Annotated in this window: 4 protein-coding genes; 3 read left to right on the forward strand and 1 reads right to left on the reverse strand. The window is 56.8% G+C overall.

What is annotated here, in order from left to right; all coding sequences use genetic code 11:
- Positions 1–442: 442 nt before the first annotated feature.
- Positions 443–5,824 (forward strand): TIM-barrel domain-containing protein, encoded by a 5,382-nt coding sequence (locus EKM88_RS00965; protein WP_125702311.1) that lies wholly within the window; start codon positions 443–445, stop codon positions 5,822–5,824.
- A gap of 101 nt (positions 5,825–5,925) precedes the next feature.
- On the opposite strand, the gene EKM88_RS00970 is transcribed toward EKM88_RS00965, so the two are convergent.
- Positions 5,926–6,462, reverse strand: a complete 537-nt coding sequence (locus tag EKM88_RS00970) for a TetR/AcrR family transcriptional regulator (RefSeq protein WP_125702312.1) — start codon at positions 6,460–6,462, stop codon at positions 5,926–5,928.
- A gap of 399 nt (positions 6,463–6,861) precedes the next feature.
- Between EKM88_RS00970 and EKM88_RS00975 the strand changes: the two genes are divergently transcribed.
- Positions 6,862–12,525, forward strand: coding sequence for a Cna B-type domain-containing protein (locus tag EKM88_RS00975; protein WP_125702313.1), 5,664 nt, complete (start codon positions 6,862–6,864; stop codon positions 12,523–12,525).
- 606 nt (positions 12,526–13,131) lie between these two features.
- Positions 13,132–17,847 (forward strand): mucin-binding protein, encoded by a 4,716-nt coding sequence (locus EKM88_RS00980; RefSeq protein ID WP_164511947.1) that lies wholly within the window; start codon positions 13,132–13,134, stop codon positions 17,845–17,847.
- Positions 17,848–18,168 lie beyond the last annotated feature (321 nt).

Consider the following 18,168-nt stretch of genomic DNA (forward strand, 5'->3'; position numbering starts at 1 on the left):
CTGCTCGATTGGTGCCGACCAATGTGGTCGCACCTTTTCCGCCTAATTTGCGCCCGGTCGGCGGGGTGGTGAAAACGATAAGAAGAAAAGAAATCGCTTCCCCAGACCGATAAATCAGCGTTTCAAGCCGATTTGACGGGCCGTGATCACGGTGAAAGCCATGAGAATAAAACACTTTTGCGAGACTGTATTTTGCGCCCACGTGGCTCGATTGCGCCGCGCTGTGAAAAGAAAACCCACGCCCAAAGCCGCGTCCTGACTGAATAGGTGCCTAATTCGTCCCCCTGTCAGTGAGGGTGTGGCCCAAAATGAGAAGCCGCGCCAAAGTGGGCCAAAATGCGCGGCGACCCCCTATCAGGGCCCGTCGCTCGCTATACTGAACGTGTCGTGAAAGCCTTATCAAAGCCACGGCACACTCAGACATTATTCAGGAGGGTTCGCAATGGGGAAGCAACGTATCGCGCGGCGACGGGTCAAGGGGCTGCTTTATAGTGCCATCGTTTTGACCGCCGTTTCTGCAGCAGGCAACCAAATTTTGTCGGTTCACGCAACGGATACCAAGGGGCAAGCGGCAACGGCCAAGGGGACGGCCCAAGCCAAAACGGTGGCGGCGGTGGGGATCACCGCCGTGACCAAAGAAGGGACCTATTTTGAGGTCACCTACACCAACGGGCTCAAGGCGCGGCTGTCCGTGCTGACGGCCAACATGTTCCGCTACTACGCGGACCCTACTGGCCAGTACGCCGATCCGGAGCAGTCTGAAAAGGGCCTGAACGCCCGCATTCTTGCGACGGAAAAGGGTTTCGACGCGTTTGACAACAAGGCGTTCTTAGCCACAACGCTGAGCGAAAAAGGCGACCAGACCACGCTGGATACCGGCAAGGTCACCGTCACTTTTGACAAGACGGCCGGCACCATGACGGTCAAGAAGGGCGACAAGGTCGTGATGGCCGAAACCAAGGCCATCGATGTGGCCAAGGGCAGCACCACGCAGACGCTCAAGGACCTCGGCGGCAGCAACTACTTTGGCGGTGGGACCCAAAACGGGCGCTTCAACCTGTCGGGGACGGACACCAAGATCGTGAACACCACCAACTGGGTCGACCAGGGCGTGGCCTCACCATCGCCGTTCTACTGGTCCACGTCCGGTTATGGCGTGGTGCGCAACACCTTCAAGCCGGGGATGTACCACTTCAACGCGGATGCATCCGGCACCGTGACTACGACACACGATGAAAACCGCTTTGATGCGGTTTACTTCTTCGATGACACGCCGTACCAGCTGATCAAAGACTACCAAGAGCTGACCGGCATGCCAGCTATGATGCCGCGTTACGGCTTCTACGAGGCGCACCTGAACGCCTACAACCGGGACTACTGGGTGAAGGTCGATAAGGGCACCAGTGGCGCGATTTTGTACCCGGACGGCAACTACTACAAGGAGTACCAGCCGGCGGACTTGGCGGATAAAACTGGCGCGACGCTTGAAACGCTGAACGGCGCGGGCCAGTTCACTGCCGAAACCATGCTGAACCGCTACCTCGACAACGATATGCCGATCGGCTGGTTCCTGCCCAACGATGGGTACGGCGCGGGTTACGGGCAAACCGACAGCTTGGCCGGCAACATCGCCAACCTCAAGCAGTTCGTTGACACCGCCAACAGCAAGGGTGTCGAGGTCGGGCTGTGGACGCAACAGAACCTGAAGCCCGTCGACCCGGCGCACCCGACCAACAAGGACCGCGACTTTGAAGCCGAGCTGCAAGCCGGTGTCAAGGCCCTGAAAACCGACGTGGCCTGGGTCGGCAACGGCTACTCCTTCGGGCTCAACGGGACCCAAACCGCGGCGGACATGATCCAAAAGATCAAGGGCGACTCCCTGCGGCCGATGATCGTCACCCTGGCCGGCTGGGCCGGCACCCAGCGCACGGCCGGCATCTGGGACGGGGACCAGACTGGCGGCGAATGGGAGTACATTCGTTTCCACATCCCAACGTACATCGGCGAGGGCCTGTCCGGCCAGCCGAACGTCGGCTCCGACATGGACGGGATCTTTGGCGGCAAGAACAAGACGATCAACACCCGCGACTACCAGTGGAAGACGTTCACGCCGATCGAGCTGAACATGGACGGCTGGGGCTCGACTCAGAAGAACCCGTTCGCGTTTGACAAGGGCACCACAGACATCAACCGCGCCTACCTGAAGCAAAAAACCGCGATGATGCCGTACATCTACACCATTGCCCACGAGTCTTCCACGGAAGGCAAACCGATGGTGCGCGCGATGTTCCTCGACTACCCGAACGAAGCCGCGGCGTACGGCAACACCAGCAAGTACCAGTACATGTGGGGCGACAACTTCCTGGTGGCGCCGATCTATCAGGACACCGCCGCAGATGCGGATGGTAACGACATCCGCAACGGCATTTACCTGCCGGACAAGGACCAGATCTGGGTCGATTACTACACCGGCAAGGAATACCAAGGCGGCCAGGTGCTGAACAACTACGACGCCCCGATCTGGAAGCTGCCGCTGTTCGTCAAAAAAGGCGCCATCACCGCCAAGACCCCGGCGCACAACACGCCAAAGGACTACGACCAGACCCAGCGTCAGTTTGAGGTTTACCCGGGTGGCGACACGTCGACCACGGTTTACGAAGACGACGGCATCTCGGCCAAGTACCTGAAGGGCGAAAGCGCCACGACCGCGATTTCAAGCAAGCTGGTCAAAGACGACCTGACACTGACAGCGGGCAAGCTCACCGGCAGTTTTGCCGGCCTGAACACCAAGCGGACCACCGAGTTTGCCGCGCACACCAACCAGGCACCCAAGACCGTGACCGCAACGGTGGGCGGCAAGGCCGTGCAACTCAAGGCCGTTGACAGCCTCGACGCCTATAACAAGGGCACCGACGTCTACTACTTCGACAAGGCCTACACGACCAACGACTACCTCCAAGACATTGACGCCGCTAAGGATCAGATCAATCAGTCCTTCCTGCGGGTCAAAGTCGGCGCCACCGACGTTTCGGCTAATGAAGTGGTCGTTCACGCCACCGGCATCGACGCCACCAGCCAGCCAGTGAACGCACCAGGCGAGATCAATGAGAGCCTGAGCGCCCCGACCGGGTTGACGAAGGATGACGATGTGACCACCGCGACAGTGCTGGGCCTCAAGTGGGACAAGGCGGATGACGCGACGAGCTACAACATCAAGTTCGACGGTGAGTTGTACACGGGCCAAAAGACCCCAGACTTCAGCGTCAGCGAGCTGACCGCGGCTTCCAAGCACACCGCTCAGGTGCAGAAGGTGACCGCGGACGGTGACTCCCCGTGGACGGAAGAACAAACCTTCACCACCGCCGAGGATCCGCTGAAAAACACCGTGAAAGTGACCCCGCTGAAGACGGAATCTGCCATCACCGGCGTGGCTATCTGGCAGGACAGCCAGCCACTCGAGTACCTGTTTGACCGCGACCTGGCCACGACGGCGCACTCCAACTGGTTTACCAGCTCCCCGAAGCAGAGCGCCACACCGATGACCATCACGACCAAGCTCGACAAGATCACGACCTTGGATAAAATCATCTACGCGCCGCGGGAAGACGGCGGCAACGGGACGATGAGCGGCATGACTATTGCCGCCAGCCTGGACGGCATCCACTGGAAGGACATCGCCACCAAGACTTGGGCCAAGGATGGCACCCAAAAGACCATCGAATTCGCCGAGAAGACGAAGGCCTACTACCTGAAGTTCAGCATTCCAAAGGGCTCCACGGTCGGCGATTTCGTTTCCGGTGAAGACATCCTGGTGTACGAAAAGCCTGGCGAAGGCGGCTCCTTGCCAGGGGACATCACCAATGACGGCAAGATCGACGGCAACGACGAGAAGTCCCTCAAGGAGTACACGGGCGACACGGCGGGCAAGGATAACGACTTTGCCGGCTACGTCGAAACCGGTGACCTGAACCAAAACGGCACCATCGATGCCTTTGACATCAACTACGTGCTCAAGCAGCTCGGCGACGCGCCGCTCGCCGCCGATGCCGGGGATGCTACTGTACCAACCGGCAGCCTCAGCATAAGCGCCGACAAGGCCGTTTACGCCCCTGGCGATGACGTGACCCTGACCATTAAGGGCAAGGATCTGGCCGGCGTTAACGCGCTGTCCACCCGCATTGCCTTCAACAGCAACGAAATGGCGCTAGAAACCGCCGGGATCGCAGCCGGCGATCTGACCCGCGACATGGTCAACTTCTCCAAAGTCCGCAAGCACTCCGATGGCAGCGAAGACGCCTACGTGGTTTACGCCAACCGGGGGCAAGCGACCGCCGTGTCCGGCAGTGGCGTGGTGGCGACCCTGAAGTTCAAGTCCCTCGCGCCGCTGAACGGCAAAAACATCGCCCTGACGCTGGCCGACCAGATGCTGGTCAACCAAAACAGCAAGGAGCTCGAACCGGATGACAGCAGCGCCCTGATCCTTGAGGCCAACCTCGTCAACCTGTCCGGCCTCAAGCAGGGCCTGGCGGTCGCCGAAGCCCTGAACGCCAGCCAGTTCACGCCGGCAAGCTTCGCCCCTGTGACGGAAGCGATCGCCGCGACCAAGGCAGCGCTGGTGAACCCGAACCTGACCCAGGCGCAAGCCGATGCCCTGCAGCAGCAGCTGGTGGCCGCCATCAGCGCCCTTCAGCCAGCCACCGCGGCGAACACCGACGCGCTGAGCGCCATGATCGATACCTTTGACGCGTTGGACGCCAGCCACTATCAAAAAGCGGCGTACGAAGGCGTCAAGGCGCAAGTCGTTGACGCCAAGCAACAGCTGGCCGCAGGGCTGGATGCAACGACCGCCGCCACGCTGACCAAACAGCTGGGCAGCGCCCTGGCGGACCTGTTGAACAACGCCTTGAAGCCTGACCTGACCACCCTGACCCACGCGATCAATGCCGCCAAGGCCCTGAAGGCTGACGCGTACACCGTCGACTCCTTTGCCGCGCTGCAAAAGGCGCTGACCGCCGCGCAAGCCGTGGTCAAGGACGACACCGCCACGGCTAAGGCCGTGAACCAAGCGGCTGCTGATCTGATCGACGCCCTGGCGCAACTGCAGGCGAAGGCGCCAACGACCGTTGACCGCACTGCACTGGCGGCTGCCGTCAAGGACTTGGCCAAGCTCAACGCGGCGGACTACACCGCCGCCACCTTTGCCCCATTCACGACGGCGTTGACAGACGCCCAAGCCGTGCTGGCGGATGATGCCGCCACCCAGGCTCAAGTGGACGCGGCCCTGACCGCGCTGAACACCGCCGCGGCCGGGTTGCAGAAGCCAACCCCAACGGTCGATAAGACCAAGCTCAACGACCTGATCAAGGCTGCCCAGGCGCTGAAGCCAGAAGATTACACTGCCAACACTTACAAGGCCGTTGCAGAGGCGCTGGCCGCCGCTGTGGAGGTCGCAGCAGATGACCAAGCCACCGCCAGCCAAGTGGCCAAGGCCGGCAGCGACCTCGAACTCGCCCTGGCGAAGCTCGAAAAAGCGCCGAGTGCGGGCAAGGATGACACCACCGGCAACGGGGATGACACCAAGCCAGGCACCGGCACCAAGCCTGGCGATGGCACCAAACCGGGCACCGGTGACAGCAGCACCCCAGGGACCGGCAGTGGCAGTGCCACAAGCGCTGGCAGTCACACCACCGGCACCACCGCTGGCAACCACGCCACTGGGTCGATCCCACAAACCGGGAATCAGACCAACGGCGTGCTCGCCGCGATCGGGACCGCCCTCGTGGCTGGCCTCGGCTGGCTCGGGTTCCGCAAGTTTAAGCACTAAGATCAGCTGAATCACACACGAACGGCCCGTGGCCGCCTTCACTGAGAAGGTGGGCACGGGCCGTTTTTGGCGTGCGTTGTTTCACGTGGAACAGGGGGTGGTCAGGCCTGTGTCGTCAGGTGGACCAGCTCCTGCAACCCCGCCAGTAGCACCGCCTGATCCGTTGCGGTGCTGTCGGCGAGGTAGGTGGTCAGGATGGCGATCGCCGCGGCGGCCAGGTAGCGGGCCACCGTGGCCGGGTGTTGGAGTGCCGGTGTCTGTGCGACCAGGCGAGTTTGGTAATAATGGGCGGTGCGCCATCGGCTAATGGTCTCGAAGTCTGCCTCGGGCGCATGGATGGTTGCCAGTAGCCGCAGCTGATGGAGCAGATCAGTAGGTAGCGGGGTCACCGGGTGCGGGGTCGGCTGCACGGCCTGGCCCAGCATGGGGCGCAGCGCGTCCACCGCTTTTTCGATCAGTGCGGTGGCGAGCTGATACTTATCAATGTAGTGATTGTAGAATGTGGCCTTGCCGATCAGCGCGCGCCGCGTCAGGCTGGTGACGGTGATCTGATCGAACGGCGTGATGGCCAGCTCCGCGAAAAAAGCGGCGGAAATGGCCTGTTGGGTTTTAACAACGCGCAGATCGGCTGAGTTCATCTCAAAATCTCCTTATTCGTCAGATCCCGGCGGATGGCCAGGAGGACAAAATGGTTACTGACGTAAACTAATGGACGGATTAGTTTCACCTGTCCAGAAACTGTCTCGCAAAACTCATTATACTGTATTCTGTGTATTAAAATATAAAAATATTTAGAGCAAGGTGTGTCTTTTTGACCCGCGACTGGGCCGGCACACCATGGCGCAATGGCGCTCAGTGCGCGCGGTGGGGGAACCCAGCCGCGCGAAAACCGGGGCGTATCGGGCCCCGGCTTTAAGGAGTGGAGTGATTCAACGCGGCCTTGGTCGCGATTCGACGAAACGATTGTGTGAGCCTGGCACGGGGATTGGCCGCGTGCCTTAGATTACTTTCTTGGTATTTTTTGGGGGGAACTTAATATGAAACAACTCAATAAGTGGCTCAACCGCGTCATGCTGTTGGTCATTTTATTTCCGTTTGTCCAGTATCTGACCAGTGGCATTCAGACGGTTCAGGCGCAGGCGCAAACGACGATTTTAACGAGCGATGCCGCCGATGCAACGGCGCGCTATACCGTTCAGGGCGACACGGTGCAGTGGCAAGTCAACGTGACCCGCAAGACCGCAACGGCGTCGAAGTTGGCGCTGTTGGCCACGGATGGTAACGGCCAGCAGCTGACGCTTCAGAGCGATCAGCTTGCGAGCCAGGCCGTTGGCGGCACGACCTACCAGGCGGAAACCGCGCTGTCTAGTAGCGTTTCAACCATTAGTTTCACGACGCCGCGCGCGGACCGGATCACGTTGGCGACCACGCTCCTTGATCAAGCGGGCAACCCCTTGGTCCAGGATCGGCAGCAGGCCACGTTTGACCTGACCAGCGGCGGGAAGACCCGAGTGCGCGTCGATGCCACCACCGCTGCCAAGGACATCACGTCACTGTTGCCGGACGGGACGATTTTTACGGATGTTAAGCTGACGGATGGGGAGGGGAATGAAAATCCTCTAACCGCGATGGAAGGCGCCACTGCGGTGCTAAACTACACGTGGGCAATACCCGACAACGTGGGGAGTCAGATTAATAAAGGCGACTTCTTTAACTTTAAGTTGCCAAATAACTTTAAATTAGAGCACGCAATTACCGGTGAGTTGATTGATGCGAACGGTGCAGTTTGTGGCGAATTTGTTTTCAATACAGATAAGACTGCTAAAATCACCTTTACTGATTACGTTCATGACAATTCTAAAGTTCATGGGGGACTCAACGTTGCCGGAACACTCACAGCGACAGATAGTCCTGAGGATCAAGATAAGACGATTCCGTTTACAGACACAGCGAACGTTGTCGTTAAACCGAAAGTGGACCAAAAGAGCGCATCCATCGATAAGGCGGTTGTATCGCAAACCGAATCCCAAAACATTAAAAATAATCAAGCAGAGGTTACGTGGCACGTCACCATTACCCCTGGCTCCTCTCCTTTTGGTGATGGGACAAAGATTGTCGATACCTTGCCAGCAGGCGTAACTTTTGAAAAGCTTGTGACCCAGAGCGCCATCAGTCCGGATGGCACATCTACGGAAGGGGCTTACTTTGATGAACCATCAGTTAACGATAAGGGTACTGAGGTGACGTTCCAACTTAACGATGCTGCGGATAAACAGACGGAGTATGAGTTAGAGTACGTCACCAAGGTCGATTTGGCCGAAGCGAGCGAAACTATTACGAATACGGCGAACCTACGGGATAATAATGGGACAGATCTCCAGAGTAAGGCCGAAACGAGTTTTGGTAATTCAGTTAACGTCAAGAAAACAGGCGCTATAGACGAGCAGGGGGTAATTAAATGGACGGTTACCATTACCCCAAAGGGAATGTTTGTTCCGAAGGGCACTGTCTGGACAGACACGATGGATAACAGTCAACAGTTGACTGACAAATCAGGGACGCCTCTAACTGAACCTGAAGCTTTGAAGGATGCTTTGGGAAGCGACTTTTCGGTTACGCAGGATCCAAAGGACAAAACAAAATATTATTTCACACAGACAAAAGATATCAATAAAGAATATACGATAACGTACTATACGAAGTCTTTGAATAAAGACGCTGTCTCGCTTGATTCTAATAACGAGATTGAGTGGCACGGTCACAGTAGCAACGGTAAAATAACCCGAGAAGGAAGCGGAATTGTTAAATCTCTCGACGGGTCTGGTGACAAGTCTGCGGTTAACACGACCGATAAAACAATTCGTTACAAAATTGAAGTGAACTCGAATCATCAGCAGATCACCACAGCTCAAATTGTTGATCAGGGCTCAGACGGGATTATTCTCGATGAAGCGTTATTGAACGCTGGCTTAAAAGTGACACGCGTCTCACAAAAAGGCGATTCTTCCAAAGAAACAGACGTTACGGGCGAAGTAAAGCCAATCGTAGATGCCAAGAACAATAAGTTTACCCTCGATTTTACCTCCCTTATTTCGCAGGAAAAGGGGACAACGGATTCATTTGTTGTGACCTACACTGCAAAGTACACGGTAACACCCGGTCAAGATGGTCACGATGAGAAAAATGCCGTCGACTACGATTACACGATGGATGGTAATAAGTATCACGGGCATGCTGAAGTTCCGTATAACCCCGGACAACTTGAAACCGTTCAGGGAAGTAAGTCAGGTAAGATCATTGATGCCAAGACGGGTGCGATTGATTGGACCATTGACCTGAACAAGGATAAGAATGTTGAATTGGATCAGAATGGGGCACTGGTTGATCGGTTGCCAGAAACACTGGAACCAACTGGCCTTGCCGACCTTGTGGACGCGAACTTGACTGACGCACAATTCGAGGTCATGAAGAATGGCTTGCCGGATTCGAACGTCACGGCTACTTATGACGCGAACAGCAATCAGATCGCTTTTAAGGGCTTTACGCCTGGGGAAGCTGCGGCGTATACCATTACGGTACACACGACGATCAAAGACTTTAGTACAAAAGCAACATCTGACGAAGGCCTTAAAGATTCAACTTTCACAAACACAGCCAAGTACACCGATAATACGCATAAAACCGGCGACCTTAATGCGCAGGTTTCATACGATTATCAGAGCAATTTAATTGACAAAACAGCAAAACAAGATGGTAATTCACAGGATGTTACTTATACCGTTACGGTTAAGCCGAATGAGGATTCGAAAGCTGACAAGTTGATCATCAGCAAAGGCACGACGGTTGTCGATAAAGTTGCCGACGGCGCTACACTTGCGATTCTGACGAACAGTTTTAAGGTGACGGATAAAGACGGAAAAGCTATTCCTGAAGAAGCGTATAAATTGAGTCCAACGACGCAAGGCTTCGAACTGATATTTTTGCAAGATATTGACTACCAAGTAAACATGACGTACGACGCCAAAATCCTAGTCTCGAGCAACCAAAAAATTGGGGATAAGGTTTCGCCGGAGAACACGGCAACAATTACAGGTTCTTATTGGAACGCATCCAAGACAGACAATACCACGGTATTTAACGTCGAAGGTGGATACGGGACCGTCGAAAGTGTCAACGGAACGCTGGAAATTACGAAGGTCGATGCAACACGTGATCAAGGCGATACAGGCTATTTGTTATCCGGGGCACATTTCTTATTGTATGAAGCTGACAAAGACGGAAAAGCGGATAAAACTAAGCCTATTGTTGCCAATGGTGTGACGGATTCTGAAGGTCAGCTATCGATCAGTGGCCTGAGGCTGGGTAAATACGTTTTAGTTGAAACGCAAGCACCAAGCGGTTATTCACTAGCCAAGGATCAGCTGATAACAGTTGCTGAAGAAGCGGGTGAGTCGAACCCAGTGGTGACGACAACAGTCAAAGACCAGCCAGTGATCAGCTTATCCGGTACCAAGCACTGGTCCGATAGCAAGAACCAGGACGGCAAGCGGCCAACTGAGATCACGGTGAACCTGCTGGCGGATGGCAAGCAGGTTGCGACCAAGACAGTAACCAAAGATGACAAATGGCAGTACAGCTTTACCAATCTGCCGAAGTATACCGATCAGGGTGAGGAAATCACCTACACGGTTGCAGAAGACGCGGTTGACGGGTATACCGCAACTTACACCGGCAACGATATCACCAACACCCACCAACCTGAAGTAGTCACCCTCAAAGGCACGAAGACGTGGCAAGACTTCGACAACCGCGATAACAGCCGCCCGGCGGCGATCACGGTACACCTGTGGGCCAACGATGTTGAAGTCGCGAAGCAGCAGGTCACCGCGGCCGACAAGTGGACCTATCAATTCGCGAACCAGCCGAAGTACGCCAACGGTCAGCCGATCACGTACACCGTCACCGAAGACGCGGTCACGGGGTACACTAGTACGATCGTTGACCCGACCAACACCGAGGATGCGGTGACCGATGCGACCATCACCAACACGGAAGAAACCATCGATCTGACCGGCCAAAAGCACTGGCAGGACGCCGGCAAGGCCGCGATCCGGCCGGCTTACTTGGTCATTCGGCTGTACAAGAACGGGGCCAAGACGGCGCTAACTGCCAAGGCCACCGCAGCCAATCACTGGCAGTATGCGTTCAACGACCTCCAGAAGGTGGACAAGGACGGCAAGGCCATCCAGTACACCGTTCAGGAAGAGGCGGATGACACCACCAGCGCGGCGCTCAGCCACTACGCGCTGACAGCCAACACCGCAACGGCGGCCAAAAATGGCGACGTGGCCACCAGTCTGACCAACAAGGCCATCATTTCGGTGGCTGGGCAGAAGCACTGGGATGATTTTGATAACATCGATAACGCGCGCGCCCACGAGATCCAGGTCGGCTTGTTCCAAAACGGGACGCAGATCGCGACCCAAACCGTGAACGCAACGACCAACTGGCAGTACCAGTTCACGAACCTGGATCGCGATGATGCAGATGGCAACGCCTACGCCTACACGGTTCAGGAGCTCAGCACCGTGCCGGGTTACGCGGCGAAGGTTGCCCCGGGCCGCACGATGGACGCTTATGGCGACCGGGTCGGGGTGGACATCACTAACCAGTACGTCCCAACCATTGAGCTGATCGGTCGCAAAACTTGGCTGGATGCCAGCGATGCGGCGGGCATTCGTCCGGCGAGTGTGCAAATTGCCGTTTACATGGACGACAGCACCCAGCCACTTGAAGTGCAAACCGTCTCGGCCGCGACCCAGTGGACCTACCACTTCACGGCGCTACCGAAGTACAAGGCGACCGGCACGGCCCACACCTTCCGCGTGGCCGAGCTGAACGTCGATGCGCATTACCGCGCCACCGTGACCGCCCCGACCGCGGAAGGCGGCACCGGCGCGCTGGGCCATGCGGACGTCACCAACACGGCGATCGTTGCGGTCAGCGGCACCAAGCATTGGGCGGACTTTAACGACCGCTACGGCGCACGGCCGCAGTCGATCTCGGTCGATTTGTATCAAAACGGCACCAAAGTCGCCAGCCAAACCATCAGCGCGGCCGACAACTGGCAGTACCGCTTCAGCAACCTGGACCGCTACGATGCGCAGGGTCAAGCCTACGTCTACAGCGTGAAGGAAGCGGCCACGCCAACGGATTACACGAGCACCGTTGCGCCGGCCACGCAGGTGGACAACGAGATCACGAGTGATCTGACGAACACCTACCAGCCGACCACCGCGCTGAGCGGCACCAAGTACTGGCGCGACAACAACGATGCGGCCCACCTGCGGCCAACCAGCATTACCGTGCAGCTCTGGCGGCAAAGCCTGAGCGGTGCCAAGACGCTGGTCGCCACCAAGGCGGTCAGTGCGACCACCAACTGGCAGTATCAGTTCACGGGTCTGGCCAAGCTGGACGCCGCCGGGAACGTCTACCAGTACAGCGTGACGGAAGCCAACGTGCCAACCGGCTACACGGCCACCGTCAGCGGAACCGATCTGATCAACACCCTGATTCCGCACACCCCAAAGCCGCGCCTCCCACAAACCGGGGATGCGGTGAACCAGATCGTGGCCCTGATGGGGCTGTTACTGGTCAGCACCACCACGGCTGCTTGGCAGTTTAGCAAGCGCCGGGGCTAACACGAGCTCAAAAACGCATGACTACCACTGACGGCAGTCATGCGTTTTTTTGCGTGATGCCAGTAATCGCGCCGAATTGACTTGCGGTGATTGTGATGAGAAGCGGATGAAGCCGGCACTAGCGCAACGTTTGAATCTGCTTTGACCAACGCTGCAGTCAAAAAGGAATTGGGCTTTTTTGCGGTGTGATTCCTAGGTTTGTGCTGGAATGGGTGCTCAAACCCTGTAATACCGACGTTTCTTGTACGGAACATGTTACGTGATAAGCGTTCTATTTCAGGTCAACACGGAATAATTGGATGGCGTGGCGCTGATGGTATAGGCGGATCTGCATAAAAGAATAACAAATTTGTTCACACGTATTTTTAGGGTCATCACGAAGAAACTATCTTGTGATTATTTGAATTAAATTGATAATCGCAGAAATCACGGCATAAGCGTCTTTTTTTATAAAAAAATTATCCAAATTGGTGATCTAGAAAGCTGTGATACTACTTATATGATGTTTTTATCACATGGATATAATGGTTTTCCCCGCGTATGATACGGTGTGAGATTGTGTCTGCTACAGCACACTCAATATTCCATGGGGGAAGGAAAATTGTTATGCAAAAAAAGCGAGCTAAGTTAGATCAAGCACTGGCGAAATCTTCGCAGCGTGCGCACTATCGGTTGTACAAGCGAGGCAAGCAGTGGGTGAACCAGATGCTGGTCGTGGGGGTCACGCTGGTCGGCTTTGGCGCGGTGCCGCTTCAGGGGGTTGCGGCGGCGGCACAGGGGCAATCAGATCCTGCGGCGACTGTGGGGACATCGGCTGAAGTGGCACCGGCAACTGAGGCAACCGCACCGACCGACACCGACAATGACGGCCAACGCGTTCAGCCACTGACCGGTCAGCAACCGGCCGCCATCGTGGCCAAAGCGCCGGCGACCGATGTGACTGAGACGCCTGCAACACCCGCCGCGGCAGTCCCGGCGGCAACATCGGTCGCGCGCTCGACTGAGAGTGCGGTGGCACCGGCGGTAATACAGGTGCCGGTGAAGGCGGCGCCAGCGGTTGAAATCAAGACCCCGCAAGACTTTGTGGCGGCCGCGGCCCAGTTTGCCGACCCTCAGGTCATCGCCCAATATACGGCGGATTATGGGGTTGCCGCAACCGTAGCGTGGATGAAGCAATGGATGGACACCTACGATTACGTTTCACTGGCGGGGATAGTCACCAGTGATGCCGTGCCGATCAACGGGTCAATGGCCGTGATTTCGGGTGGCGCCCAGGTCACCACTAAAGGTGAAACCGCGGCGGGGAACAAGATCACTGACGGGTTCATTAACGGCGAGCAGATCAACAACGGCGACACGCACGCGTTTGATACCGATGCCGGCGTGCTTGTGAATGCGGTGGCCGCGGACCCGTGGACTTTCAAGCAGGCCTACGAGAATATCTCCAGCACCCTCGGAAAAATATCCGCAGGGGACGCTTTTTTTGCGAATCAAACGAACACGAATATTGGGCGCGATCAGTTAGTGCAGCTGGCGCAGGACCCTGCAGCCAGCGGCGTGCGGATGATCCCGAGCGCAGACGGCCAATCGGCGATTTTTGTCGTCCGGATGAATGGCGAAAAGATCCCTGCTCAGATGCAGATCAACGGGCTCGGCAACGACATCGTGATCTACAACGTGGAATCCGCGCCGGGGCAAACCGTTACCCTGGATGGTGGCAAGAGCTCTGAGGACTCGAAGCACGCCATCGTCTGGAACGTGCAAGGGGCCACGACCGTCAAGCTCGGCACCCAAGTCAGCGGTAAAATTCTTGCCGCTGACGCGGGCGTTCAGGCGCCGGACAAGATTTCCGATGGGGTGATCGGCATCGGGATCAGTGGCGGTCACATCACGCCCCCGGTCTTGGCAGATACTATGGCCAAAGTGACAGTGGTTGATGACGATGCGCCAGATGCCGCGGGGCACCCAACCGCTTTAGGGGCCTTGACGCTGACCGGGAAGGAAAAAGACACCAAGACTTACGATGCCAGCAAGCTTTTTGACGGGGACAAGTACATCCTGAGCGAAGGTAGCGCGCCGCTGACCGGGACAACGACATTGACCACAGATGATCAGGACAACGTGGTCATCCATGTGCGTCACAAAATCGTGGATGTGACCGACCCAGCCCAGCTGACCGACAACGTCACGCGCACGATCACGTACGTGGTGGACGGCCCAGCCAAGGCGCCAGCTACGCAGACGGAGACGACGAACTTTACTCGAACAGGTAAGACCGACCTGGTCACCGGGGAAAGTACATTCACCGACTGGACCCCAGCCAGCCATAAGTTTGGTGCGGTCGACAGTCCAGAGGTAGTTGGCTACACCCCCGACAGGAAGCAAGTGGCCGAAACCACCGTGAAGGCCGGCGACCAGGACCTGAATGAAACCGTCACCTACCACGCAAACGAAGCCAAAGTGGTGATCGACTATCTCGACACGGTGACCGGTGAAATTCTTGAGACGCAAACCATCAAGTCCCACACCGATGCGAAGCTCGCCGATCCAACGGCCGAAAAGACGGCCGACTGGGTCGCCAAGCACTACACCTACCTCGGGGATGATGTGCCGGATCAATTTACGGTTTCGGCCAAAGGCAACCATTACACGGTCAAGTTCGGGCACAAGATTGCGGATGTGACCGATCCGGCCGAGCTGACCGACACCGTCACGCGCACGATTACGTACGTGGTGGACGGCCCGGCCAAAGCCCCAGCGGCGAAGACGGAAACCGCGACCTTCAGCCGCGCGGGCCAGACTGACCTGGTCACCGGTGAGAGCACGTTCACCGACTGGACCCCAGCCAGCCACATATTTGGCGCGGTCGACAGTCCAGACGTAGTAGGCTACACCCCCGATAAGAAACAAGTGGCAGAAACCATGGTGAAGGCCGGCGACAAGGATCTGAAGGAAACGGTCACCTACCACGCGAACGAGGCCAAAGTGGTGATCGACTATCTCGACACGGTGACCGGTGAAATCCTTGAGACGCAGACCATCAAGTCCCACACCGATGCGAAGCTCGCCGATCCAACGGCCAAAAAGACGGCCGACTGGGTTGCCAAGCACTACACCTACCTCGGGGATGATGTGCCGGATCAGATCGTCGTCTCAGCTGACGGGAACCATTACACTGTCAAATTCGGGCACAAGATCGTGGACGTGACCGACCCAGCCCAGCTGACTGACACCGTCACGCGCACCATTACGTATGTGGTGGACGGTCCGGCTAAGGCCCCAGCGGCGAAGACGGAAACCGCGACCTTCAACCGCACGGGTCAGACTGACCTGGTCACCGGTGAGAGCACGTTCACTGACTGGACACCAGCTAGCCACACATTTGGTGTGGTCGACAGTCCAGTCGTAGTAGGTTACACCCCCGACAAGAAACAAGTGGCCGAAACCACCGTGAAGGCCGGCGACAAGGATCTCAAGGAAACCGTCACCTACCACGCGAACGAAGCCAAAGTGGTGATCGACTATATCGACACGGTGACCGGTGAAACCCTTGAGACGCAAACCATCAAGTCCCACACCGATGCGAAACTCGCCGATCCAACGGCTGAAAAAACGGCCGACTGGATTGCCAAGCACTACACCTACCTCAGCGATGATGTGCCGAATCAGATCGTCGTCTCAGCGGACGTGAATCACTATACCGTCAAATTCGGGCACAAGATCGTGGATGTGACCGACCCAGCCCAGCTGACCGATACTGTCACGCGCACGATCACGTACGTGGTGGATGGCTCGGCAAAAGCGCCAGCGGCGAAGACGGAAACCACCCAGTTTACTCGCACGGGCCAGACTGACCTGGTCACCGGAGAGAGCACGTTCACCGACTGGACACCAGCTAGCCACACGTTTGGCACGGTCGACAGTCCAGAAGTAGTTGGCTACATCCCCGATAAGAAGCAAGTGGCCGAAACCACCGTGAAGGCCGGCGACAAGGACCTCAAGGAAACGGTCACCTACCACGCAAATGAAGCCAAAGTGGTGATCGACTATATCGATACGGTGACCGGTGAAACCTTAGAGACGCAAACCATCAAGTCCCACACCGACGCGAAGCTCGCCGATCCAACGGCCGAAAAGACGGCCGGCTGGGTCGCCAAGCACTACACCTACCTCGGGGATGATGTACCGGACCAGATCGTCGTCTCAGCGGATGGCAACCATTACATCGTCAAGTTCGGGCACAAGATTGTGGACGTGACCGACCCAGCCCAGCTGACCGACACCGTCACGCGCACGATTACGTACGTGGTGGACGGTTCAGCCAAAGCGCCAGCGGCGAAGACGGAAACCACTCAGTTTACTCGAACAGGTAAGACTGACCTGGTCACCGGGGAAAGCACGTTCACTGACTGGACGCCAGCCAGCCACACGTTTGGCGTGGTCGATAGTCCAGACGTGGTAGGCTACACCCCCGATAAGAAACAAGTGGCCGAAACCACCGTGAAGGCCGGCGACAAGGACCTGAAGGAAACGGTCACCTACCATGCGAACGAAGCGACCATCACCATCATCTATCACGATGTCACAACGGGTACGGACCTGACGAGCCAGAAACTCATCGGTCACGTTGATCAGGACGTGGCGGATCCAACGGCCGTGACGATCAAGGCGCTCGAGCAAAAAGGGTTTGAGCTTGTGGACTCGAATGTGCCGACCACGATTCATTTTGGCGCAAAAGGCATGACCTTCGTTGTGAATTTCAAGCACGGCACCAAAACCATCACGCCGGACCAACCGGGCACGCCTGGACAGCCGGTCGATCCGGATAACCCGGATGGCCCGAAGTGGCCAGATCAGTCTGCTAAAGACGACCTGATTCGTGAAATCACGGAGACTATCCACTACGTTTACGCAGATGGTTCGACCGCCGCGCAGGACGTGACAGACATCATCCGCTTTACCCGAACTGGGGTCGTGGACCTCGTCACTGGTGTGGTCACGTACGGCGACTGGCACGCGGTGGCCAACGACACCACGTTTGCGGCCAAAAACAGCCCGATCATTGCGGGCTTCACCGCCGATCCTGAGCGTATCCAGCAGCTGACCGGCATCACGCCGGACACCCATGCGAAGGCATTCACGGTTGTTTACACGGCCACCCCGAAGCCCATCGCGCCTAAACCCGTCACGCCAACCGCACCGACCCAACACTTGCCGCAGACAGGGGATGACGTCAACTCGGCACTGACTTTGCTGGGCTTGCTGGCCGCGTCAACGAGTGCCCTATTCCTTTACTACGGCAAGCGCAAGCATGAGCACTAAACGAGTATTCGTCGTGTAACCCCCTAACCCCCCAAGTAAGCCTAAGTTGCGCGATCTAGTCCAGACACAGACCGTTATCGGTAAATTCCGATGAGGGTCTGTTTTTGTTGTCCGTCAGATCAAGATTGGCGCGTATGAGAATATCCTGGCAAGACATACTATGCGAGTTGTGCTGTAGTGGGGATGGGGTGGTTTGGCTATACCAATTTAGATTAATTCTCATTAATCGGTGGATGAAGCTGAAAGAAAATCTAACGCAAAAATAATCAGGCGGAAATAATGAATTTATGTTTGATTAAACGTTACATTTGGTTTGTTTTT

Source organism: Lacticaseibacillus daqingensis (genome assembly GCF_003946115.1).
Lineage (GTDB): Bacteria > Bacillota > Bacilli > Lactobacillales > Lactobacillaceae > Lacticaseibacillus > Lacticaseibacillus daqingensis.